Annotated in this window: 1 protein-coding gene; it reads left to right on the forward strand. The window is 61.3% G+C overall.

The features are described 5' to 3' along the window. Window positions 1-682, forward strand: a 682-nt coding sequence (locus BK660_RS30025; RefSeq protein ID WP_123436397.1) for a TonB-dependent receptor domain-containing protein, incomplete at both ends; no start/stop codon positions are given.

Genomic DNA, 682 nt, shown 5'->3' on the forward strand with positions numbered 1-682 from the left:
GCCCTCGACCCGACGCAACCGGTCGACGTCAACTGGCGTGAAACTGCGGCCGGCCCACGTGAATCGAAAGACCAGAACACCAGCCAGCGCTTCCTGCTCAGCTTCGATGGTCTGGTCGGTGGTTGGGATTACAACGTCGGCGCCTCGTACAACCAGAACAAAATCGTCTCCAGCGTCACCAATGGCTTTGTCAGCGATCAGGCGATGATCAACGGTTTGGCCAGCGGTCTACTCAACCCGTTCGGCCCGCAGTCCGCGGCCGGTCAGCAGTACATCGACGACGCGGCGTACCACGGCGCCTACTCCACCGCTGTTGGCCGTGTGGCCGGTTTTGATGGACGTATCAGCCGTGAAATCGGCGATTGGTTCGGTGCCGGCCCGTCCGGTCTGGCCTTGGGCGGCGAGTACCGCAAAGAGAAATTCCATCAGGACTTCGAGTCGTTTGCCGGCGATATCCAGAGCCTCGGCATCGACCCTAACGGCAGCGTTGAGGGCGACCGCAGCGTCAAGGCCGCCTACGCGGAAATCAACGTACCGGTGCTCGACAGCCTCGAACTGTCCGCCGCCGTGCGTCACGACAAATACAGCGACTTCGGCAGCACCACCAACCCGAAATACTCGTTCCGTTATCAGCCGTTGAAAGAGCTGGTGGTGCGTGGCGCCTACAGTGAAGGCTTCCGTG

Source organism: Pseudomonas brassicacearum (assembly GCF_003732265.1).
In the GTDB taxonomy this organism is placed as follows: Bacteria; Pseudomonadota; Gammaproteobacteria; order Pseudomonadales; family Pseudomonadaceae; genus Aquipseudomonas; species Aquipseudomonas brassicacearum_D.